General features: G+C 42.9%; 10 protein-coding genes, 1 tRNA gene and 2 pseudogenes. 3 read left to right on the forward strand and 10 right to left on the reverse strand.

Annotated features, from left to right (window positions below; all coding sequences use genetic code 11):
• A pseudogene (locus CBG25_RS10900) lies at positions 1 to 199 on the forward strand (IS701 family transposase); the annotation flags it as partial.
• Here CBG25_RS10900 and CBG25_RS10905 read toward each other — a convergent pair.
• The 8 genes from CBG25_RS10905 to CBG25_RS10940 form a co-directional block, all read right to left on the reverse strand.
• Positions 183 to 641: a BRO family protein gene (locus CBG25_RS10905; protein WP_366212769.1), complete on the reverse strand. Its 459-nt coding sequence runs from the start codon at positions 639 to 641 to the stop codon at positions 183 to 185. The pseudogene CBG25_RS10900 and the gene CBG25_RS10905 overlap by 17 nt on opposite strands.
• 375 nt (positions 642 to 1,016) lie before the next feature.
• Positions 1,017 to 1,298 carry a VRR-NUC domain-containing protein gene (locus tag CBG25_RS10910; RefSeq protein WP_290606608.1) on the reverse strand — a complete coding sequence of 94 codons (282 nt, stop codon included), beginning with the start codon at positions 1,296 to 1,298 and terminating at the stop codon, positions 1,017 to 1,019.
• Positions 1,289 to 1,510 carry an ANR family transcriptional regulator gene (locus CBG25_RS10915; protein ID WP_290606609.1) on the reverse strand — a complete coding sequence of 74 codons (222 nt, stop codon included), beginning with the start codon at positions 1,508 to 1,510 and terminating at the stop codon, positions 1,289 to 1,291. The genes CBG25_RS10910 and CBG25_RS10915 overlap by 10 nt, the downstream gene beginning before the upstream one ends.
• Before the next feature lie 27 nt (positions 1,511 to 1,537).
• On the reverse strand, positions 1,538 to 3,601 hold the full coding sequence (locus tag CBG25_RS10920; protein WP_290606611.1) for a DNA polymerase: 2,064 nt from the start codon (positions 3,599 to 3,601) through the stop codon (positions 1,538 to 1,540).
• 12 nt (positions 3,602 to 3,613) lie between these two features.
• Complete coding sequence (locus CBG25_RS10925; RefSeq protein WP_290606613.1) at positions 3,614 to 4,312, reverse strand: hypothetical protein; 699 nt, start codon at positions 4,310 to 4,312, stop codon at positions 3,614 to 3,616.
• A gap of 65 nt (positions 4,313 to 4,377) precedes the next feature.
• Positions 4,378 to 5,148, reverse strand: a complete 771-nt coding sequence (locus CBG25_RS10930) for a BRO family protein (protein ID WP_290606614.1) — start codon at positions 5,146 to 5,148, stop codon at positions 4,378 to 4,380.
• Positions 5,149 to 5,437: 289 nt separating this feature from the next.
• Complete coding sequence (locus tag CBG25_RS10935; protein ID WP_290606616.1) at positions 5,438 to 5,590, reverse strand: hypothetical protein; 153 nt, start codon at positions 5,588 to 5,590, stop codon at positions 5,438 to 5,440.
• Positions 5,591 to 5,757: 167 nt separating this feature from the next.
• Entirely contained in the window at positions 5,758 to 6,447 is a 690-nt protein-coding gene (locus CBG25_RS10940; RefSeq protein WP_290606617.1) for a Bro-N domain-containing protein, read from the reverse strand.
• A gap of 106 nt (positions 6,448 to 6,553) precedes the next feature.
• On the opposite strand from CBG25_RS10940, the gene CBG25_RS10945 reads away from it, so the two are divergent.
• Both CBG25_RS10945 and CBG25_RS10950 read left to right on the forward strand, forming a co-directional pair.
• Complete coding sequence (locus tag CBG25_RS10945; protein ID WP_290606619.1) at positions 6,554 to 7,027, forward strand: hypothetical protein; 474 nt, start codon at positions 6,554 to 6,556, stop codon at positions 7,025 to 7,027.
• An 8-nt stretch (positions 7,028 to 7,035) separates the two neighbouring features.
• Positions 7,036 to 7,110 (forward strand) — tRNA-Lys (locus CBG25_RS10950).
• A 2-nt stretch (positions 7,111 to 7,112) separates the two neighbouring features.
• Here the strand turns inward: CBG25_RS10950 and CBG25_RS10955 are convergent.
• Together CBG25_RS10955 and CBG25_RS10960 are read right to left on the reverse strand one after the other, a co-directional pair.
• Complete coding sequence (locus CBG25_RS10955) at positions 7,113 to 7,307, reverse strand: hypothetical protein (protein WP_290606618.1); 195 nt, start codon at positions 7,305 to 7,307, stop codon at positions 7,113 to 7,115.
• Positions 7,308 to 7,440: 133 nt separating this feature from the next.
• A pseudogene (locus tag CBG25_RS10960) lies at positions 7,441 to 7,560 on the reverse strand (DUF2815 domain-containing protein); the annotation flags it as partial.
• Between the last annotated feature and the right edge of the window lie 123 nt (positions 7,561 to 7,683).

The raw sequence follows: 7,683 nt of genomic DNA on the forward strand, positions 1-7,683 counted from the left end.
CACTGGACTCGAAAAATGCCAATGTCGCAATGCTCGGATACAACGCAATCATATTGCATGTGCTTTTTTAGTCTGGACCCGATTAGCTCAAATTGCTCGAAGTACAGGCAAAACGCTTTATCGTATTAAGCGAGGATTGCTCGATGATTATCTTTGTCAGCAGCTCAAAAAGCCTACAATTATTATGCTATTTGCGTAAGTCCTACGTTAGTCATACACCAGACTAAATGCGTCAGGTTACGGGTGTCTGAATGGCTAAAACGCTCTACGGCTTTCGGTTGGGGTTGAGGTTTCGCGTTAGTGGTTTGATTAACTGTTTGCTTATCGAGGATATCCAGCACCCATTTTCTAAACTCTTTTGCTACTGGCGTATTGGCGAACATAGCGATTAGGTGTGCACCTCTTAGAGAGAAAATTCGTACCACTTTCTCACGTAAGCTATTGTTTATTCCATTGACCCTCAAATTGAGTGTCATTGACATCTGAGATGTAAACTCGTCCAAATTACGTGCATAAATCTGGGTGATAGCATCAATTTTCTTGTATTGTAAAGCTCTTGCGATTTCAGCAGAAGTAAACCAGATTTCGCCATTACGGGAAATAGTTTCAAGAACAGTATTACGGAAAACTAGATTAGTCATAGTAATGATTTCCTTTGAATTTTAGGACAATCACCACCAAAGAGGTATCAATCTCATATTGGCGGTGAACTGAACAGGGTTGATACTACCGGTGTCAAAGGAGGTCTCCGGCGAGCCTTACGGCTCCCCTATCCAGCCCACCATTGATTCTTGATATGGTAGACTGACGCATAAAAAAACACGCTTACGGCGTGCTATGCGCCTTTGACTATTACCAGGGTATCAATCCCGACATCTGATTTATCAGATGCAAATAAACTATAGCGCATAATTTCTTCTTTCGTCAATAAGTTAAATTGATAGTGTGAAAAGTGTTCTGTAACCCGCAGGGGCTTAAATAAGGGAAATCAAGAAGATAAATTGCTTTTAAGGTTCTCAGCCCGCAACGGTTAGGATACTGCTTAGATCCTGACTGTCCAGTACGATGACCTGATGGCCTAGGGCAAAAAGCCGTGCGTGTTCGCGTAATTGGTAGGGAGTGGGCTTTTCGCCCGGTGCTTTGCATTCCACAAAAATAATCTTGCCATTGGGCAGCGCGACTAATCGGTCAGGCACGCCTCGTCGCCCAGGTGAAACAAATTTATAGGCAATACCGCCGATTTTTTGCACTTCACGCACCAAATGTTTTTCGATGCTGTCTTCCCTGACTAATCGCATGAATACATCCTTTTTATATGTTCCCACTTAATTTGCATAAGGCAAAAATCGGCGCGGTTCTCACTCCAGATCCGATTATCGCGATTACGTGCCAGTCGGTTTGCCTGTGACCATGCGCGGGCGGCTTCATGGTATTGCCCTGACTGCTCAAGGTGAACTGCATCCTGTGCTGCCTTGAAATATAATGGGCTGTCGTTTTTTCTAAAGGCCATGATGTTTATTTTATCCTGTGTGTTATTTTATTCCTTGCGATAGCGATAAGTCTCAAAGCCCGCTGCACTAAGCGGTAAATCAAAAGCCCAGTCAGGGTTAAGACTTAACAGCTTACTTAACCCCTCGGCTGAGAATTGTGGTGTGTCGGGCGCTTCGCTGATAATCTCATCATGGACGGTTAAGACAATCTCATAACCGGCCTTTTCAATAGACGGCATGTTATACGCCAGGACATCCCGTGCAGTGCTCTGACATATATTTTCAGTAATTTTTCCCCCGTAGGTTTTTAACCGTTCCCATTTACGGCTGTAGGGATTAGTCCCCATGTAGGTGATTTGTCCATTCTCTATTCGCGCAGAAGGGTAGCAAAGACTACGACCTGATGGTAAACAAATTCTGAGCCAGCCTTTATCGCGACGAACGCTAAGTTTACGGCACTTAAACACTATCCCTGGTGACTGAATGGCCTGTTTTACTGCCTCTTCAATGTCGTACCAGAATGATACGGTTTGTGGATGGGCGTTGCGCCACATGCGCTTAAGGGAATCACAGGTAACAAAGACTTTTTCGCTCAGTCCATAAGTCTTATCCGTTTCAACGGATTTTTGATACCAGCTTATTGCCTCTCGCTTAACGCTAGGCGGTATGTTAGGCAATGCGGCTTCCGCCAGTTCATCTAAATCCAGACCGTAGGCGAGGGCGAATGTCAAAAATGCCGCAACCCCACCGCCATAGCCTAAGCCCAACTCCATCACCTTACCGATTTGTCGTTGGTCTTTGGTGACGTTTTTAGGTAAAAGATTAAACGCGCGCGCATAAGCGAGTTTATAGAGGTCATTGCCTTTGCCGTTATCAAACTCGCTAAAAGCGTTGACTTTCCAGTTTTCGCCCGCCAGCCATGCCAGCATGCGGCCTTCAATATTCGATAAATCGGAAATAACCAGCTTCTTACCCTGAGGGGCGATAATACATCCTCTAAGCGCAGAACTGGTCAGTTGCATAATGTCATCACAAATAAGCTCGGCGCAACCGGCTTTTAACGCCTCAATACCGTTATCAAGGGTCTTTTGGTCAAGCGTGGGTCTGGGGAGATTATCCGGTTGAAAAATCCGCCCCGCCCAGCGTCCAGTGCGTGAGGCGCCACAAAACTGTTTGGTTCCTCGAAGTCGTCCATCTGCGCTTACCGATTTTAACAGTGCCTTATATTTACTGGTGCTGGTTGTGCACGATTGCAAACGGACTGACAACAGTTCGCGTAAAGCAGGTGGAATATCAGGGTCATTAACGCGTCGCTGTAGCGTGCTGGCTTGCATATCCGGTAACGTGATGCCAAATGCCGAAACGATATGTTGTAACAGGGCATCACGTTGTGTTGCGGTTTGCACAGCATTATCTGTTAATTGTCGGGTGACGGTTGATAACCGTTTTTGCTCGTTTTCAACCGCGGTCAAGGCGCTTTTCGCCAACTCAACGTCCATACACATCCCACGGCGATTAATTTTTTGGTCTAACTGCCATAACGTTGTTTCGTCAAAATTCATATTCCAGCGGGGCAAATGCTGATAAATCTCGCGCATGGCTAAAATATCTGAACCCGAGTATTGTTTAAAACATTGCCATTCCTCTGCATGGGTTAACGCTGTGGCGCGTTGTATTTTGCTGTTTTTAGGGCGCGGTTTGCAAAATAAAGAGATAAGGGCTTTACCTTCTTTATATTTGGCTTTATCGCTATTGACGTTGAAAATATCGCAAAGCGAACCTAGGGCACCGGGTAAGCCATGTGCTAGTGCTTGCACAAACGTGTCGTGAACACGGGATAACGGTAAGTCAATATTTAACACGTGTTTTAAAATTACCGTATCAAACATACCGCCATTGTGCCAGACAGTTAAAATCGCAGGGTCATCAAGATAGGCTTTTAAATCTGTGGGCATTATTTTATCTTGCGCCACATCCCAGATCTTGACAGGGGTGTGATTGTACGCATACGCAAAAAGTAATATTTCTGCATTTTCAGCATAGCGATGTGTGCCACACCTAATCGGAATATCGCTATAGGTTTCTAAATCACAAAACAGCAAGTTTTGCATAATCCATCCTTATCAGGCGGTCACGGAAAAACGGCCCATTTTAGGGTGATACCACTGACTGCCGCGTTTTTCAGACTCAAGCATCATATTATCCAGTGCACTTCTAAAGGCTGCTTCATCAACCACCGACATTTGGGTAATTTGGCCACCGGGTACAACATGGGGCACTTTTTTATAAGGCACATTCCATGCCATCACTAACTGGCGACATTTGGCATCGCTCAAGCCATATTTTGTTTTCAAATAGCTATAGCCTTGGAAACCCGCGGGTATTGTGCCTTGCTTGATGTGTTCGATTTCTTCTGAGACTTGCTCTACCAGATGTTCGATACTTTTTAAGCGACGCTCTTGCTCAACTTGTGCAATTGCGTAAGCCAGATTAAGTTCAGCCTGTGATTTAGGTTTGCTTTGTTGTTCCAGTTTATCAATCAGTGAACGGCGAACGGCTTTAGATTCACGGGCAGCGACGCGGAGCGCTTGTTTAAGCGTCATCTGGATAATTTCAATATCAGCGCCGTTTTTTTGACCTACACTTTTTGTGTAGGTCTCTCCTTCGAGTTCATCTTTAACCTTTTCAATAAATTTGTTGTTTCTAATTGGTGGTTCGCCATGTTCTTTTCGTGTTTCGTTGACCATTAGCAGTAATTGTTGTGAGTCAATCGTTTCACCGCCGGATAGGGGGACATTTGGTACATTCATTAGATTTTGCATGTAGAAATCTCTCAATACTTAAATTGATGAAAGATTGCCCCTATAAAAAGGGGCGTTAAGATTAATTAATGGCGTTCTACGAAGTGGGCGATTTCACCTTCGTACCAGTGATCGGTGCGTGCGGTGATTATCCCGATTTGTTGATGGTGAAATTGTTCAAAAAGTTGTTTTATTTCCGCTAATACGGTATCGATATTCTCACGCTTACGTAAAAGTCGTTTGATAACCTGTTTTTCTGCGTTATTAATAATTTGGCGCAATGACTCGGTGATATAGTAAATCCGTCTGCACTCGTCAGCGATTAAGGGGATATGCGCTACCTGAAAACGCTCCGGTGATGGCGTGCCCGTCACTTCACGCAACGCCAGCCACACCGCATTACTCCATGAACGCTCAAACCGGAAGCCATTCGTCATACACCAGACTAAATGCGTCAGGTTACGAGTATCCGAATGGCTAAAACGCTCTGCGGCTTTTTTAGGCTGGTATCTAGGGTGATTATAGTTAGGGGTTTGATTAACTGTTTGCTTATCGAGAATATCCAGCACCCATTTTCTGAATTCTTTTGCTACTGGCGTATTGGCGAACATAGCGATCAGATGTGCACCACGTAGAGAGAATATACGAGTTCTTTTACGGTAATTTCCTGAGGTCACTGAATCGATGACCTGAGACATATGATCAGCAAATTCATCTTGATTTTGGTTGTAAAGATTAGTTACAGACTTGGCACTAGCGTACTGAAGAACTTTTGCGATTTCAGCAGAAGTAAACCAGATTTCTCCATTACGAGAAATAGTTTCAAGAATAGTATTGCGGAAAATTAAAGTATTCATAGTAATGATTTCCTTTCTAGGTTTAGGACAATCACCACCTTAAGATGCGAATCTAACGGGCGGTGAACTGGACGGAATTCGCATTACCGGCTAGAAAGGACCCGGCGAGCCTTACGGCTCCCCCATCCAGCCCACCATTGATTCTTGATATGGCAGACTGACGCATAAAAAAACACGCTTTAGGCGTGCTATGCGCCTTTCTAGTTACGGCGAGATGCGAATCCCGGCATCTGATTTTGCAGATGCAAATAAACTATAGCGCATGATTTCTTCTTTCGTCAATAGTGATTTAAACGAGTGCGTTTTTTGCGGATTCCTGTTCAGCGACAAGAATTTCCCTGAATTTCTTAATTGCCTTCTCGTTGTAGCGAAAGGACTCAACCTCTTTGTTACTGTAAGGTGATTTATCGAGGTAGGTATCGCCATACGCTTTAACTTTCACACGAGTTTCGCACCAATAAAAAAACGCTCTATTTTTAAGTTTAATTCAGCATGATATATAAATAGTCAAAACCTTATAAATCAAATACAACTTATTGTAATTTAAGAAAATTTATGTTTTTTAGTAACTTGCAGATTAATCATTGCTTTTAAGCCATTTTTAGAATTTTATATGCCTGTGCGAAACTCGTGTTTCATTTTGTTGTCATTAGCGATCCGCCCAATCTTATTTGCGGAAACATTAAACATTTTACCAATCTCTGTGGCCGTATAATGTTTTTCGGCGATTAGCGGTAAAGGGATCACTTCACTACCCGCAATAGGGTTAATCAGTCCGGCTATAATGGTTTGTCTGGCGTTATCGGAAAGGTTGGTTGCCCATTCAAATATCTTCTTCACATTTTCCATTTGAATTTGTATGGCTTTTGCCTGAATTTCTATCGCCTTTGCTTTACGAAATTCAGGTAATCCGCTGCCTTCGTCTTTGTGATGCTTTTTAATACTATAGCTTCCGTGTTGACGTAAGGCCGGTAACACCTCTTCACATACCCAATCCTGAACACGTTCAGCAGAGGGGAGTTTGCTTTTTAGTATCAGACGGTAGAGATCGGATTCTGGCGCAAGTATGATTCCTTTAGGGTAAAAGCCTAAATTCAATTCCGTTGTTTCACCGGAATTAAGTTTAATCAATGACTTACAGTGATTATTCAGAGCATCATGCGGGTCGGCATATCCAAGTGCTTTAGCAAGTTCTACGGCAAAGAATACTGGTTTGCCTTGATAAAGGGTTCCTTGTAACTCGACACCCAAATTATCAGTTTTAAACGTCATTAATTCAGTTTTGGTAATTTTAGACATAAAAATATTTCTCCGTAATGAAACGAATTAAGGTATTAACGTGAAAGATTTTGCAGATGGAACCCTAAACCCGTTATACTTACCTGAATATGGGAGGATTATTACTATGGGGCAGGTTGCATTTGATACACTACAGGCATCAGAAGAGCTTCAAACTGCTGGGCTTACTAGTCAGCAAGCTAAGGCTATTTCGCTTGTTGTACGCAAATCACATGAGGTTGCTGATGTAGCGACTAAAGCTGATATTGCTGATGTTAAGCGTGATATATCTGATGTCAGAAAAGAAATAGCAGATGTCCGTAAAGATTTAACTGCTCAAATAACAGAAGTTCGTAAAGACTTATCGGCTGAGATTGCTGATGTCCGTAAAGACTTATCAGCTGAGATCGCTGATGTCCGCAAAGACTTATCGGCTGAAATAACAAATGTCCGTAAAGATATGGAAATAACCCGTAAAGACCTGCAACTTGAGATGTCAGGCATTCGCGCTGAGCAAAAGTTAATGCGCTGGATGTTAGGCGCAGGTATTTTAGGTATTCTTTCTCTTGTGGTTAAAGCTTTTTTGATGCCTGTGCTATAATTGCTATTGGGCTGTTAGCTTAACGATAGAGCAGAGGGCTTTTAGTCCATCGGTTGCGGGTTCGAGTCCTGCACAGCCCACCATTTTACCGATGCCTCTTTGCCAATCGTTTATTCTCTTTTCTCAGGTACTTGTTTTTTTCTGCCAGTAGTTGGATCATATTGATTAATGTTCTGGTTTCCTCATCGGCATAAACGGGTTGTTCCAGGTTAACCTGATAATGGTGGTTGTTACTGGGATTAGTAAGTGCAATGGTTTCACTCATATTATCTAATTTCATTTTTAAGCCTCCTCGGGTTTATTTACACGTTACATATCAAATTTTCCTTAAGTTAAACAGGTTAAAAATTAACCTAATTTTTAAATATTGCCTGATTGTTTAACTACCTCAGGCCGCGGTAGTTCCCTGGTGTTTAACTTGCCAATAACTCTTCTTGCTCAGCCATGCTCAGGTCGTCAAACTCGTCAACGGAGGCCACGCTTCCACCGCTAAACGCATCACCATCACGGAAAAACTGAACGCCTCTTAATGACACGAGTTTCGCACAAAACTAATTTGGGTACGCTAATAAAACACGGATGTGCTCAGCAATAGCATTTTTGATTACGTCCCAATTTTGTTGATAAAGGGTTATTTTTTCAGATATACGACGTTT

Source organism: Arsenophonus sp. ENCA, assembly GCF_002287155.1.
In the GTDB taxonomy this organism is placed as follows: domain Bacteria; phylum Pseudomonadota; class Gammaproteobacteria; order Enterobacterales; family Enterobacteriaceae; genus Arsenophonus; species Arsenophonus nilaparvatae.

Excerpts from the sequence above, each read along its gene's own strand:
- CBG25_RS10905 (WP_366212769.1), bottom strand. The coding sequence starts at position 641 with ATGACTAATCTAGTTTTCCGTAATACTGTTCTTGAAACTATTTCCCGT.
- CBG25_RS10910 (WP_290606608.1), bottom strand. The coding sequence starts at position 1,298 with ATGCGATTAGTCAGGGAAGACAGCATCGAAAAACATTTGGTGCGTGAA.
- CBG25_RS10915 (WP_290606609.1), bottom strand. The coding sequence starts at position 1,510 with ATGGCCTTTAGAAAAAACGACAGCCCATTATATTTCAAGGCAGCACAG.
- CBG25_RS10920 (WP_290606611.1), bottom strand. The coding sequence starts at position 3,601 with ATGCAAAACTTGCTGTTTTGTGATTTAGAAACCTATAGCGATATTCCG.
- CBG25_RS10925 (WP_290606613.1), bottom strand. The coding sequence starts at position 4,312 with ATGCAAAATCTAATGAATGTACCAAATGTCCCCCTATCCGGCGGTGAA.
- CBG25_RS10930 (WP_290606614.1), bottom strand. The coding sequence starts at position 5,148 with ATGAATACTTTAATTTTCCGCAATACTATTCTTGAAACTATTTCTCGT.
- CBG25_RS10940 (WP_290606617.1), bottom strand. The coding sequence starts at position 6,447 with ATGTCTAAAATTACCAAAACTGAATTAATGACGTTTAAAACTGATAAT.
- CBG25_RS10945 (WP_290606619.1), top strand. The coding sequence starts at position 6,554 with ATGGGGCAGGTTGCATTTGATACACTACAGGCATCAGAAGAGCTTCAA.
- CBG25_RS10955 (WP_290606618.1), bottom strand. The coding sequence starts at position 7,307 with ATGAAATTAGATAATATGAGTGAAACCATTGCACTTACTAATCCCAGT.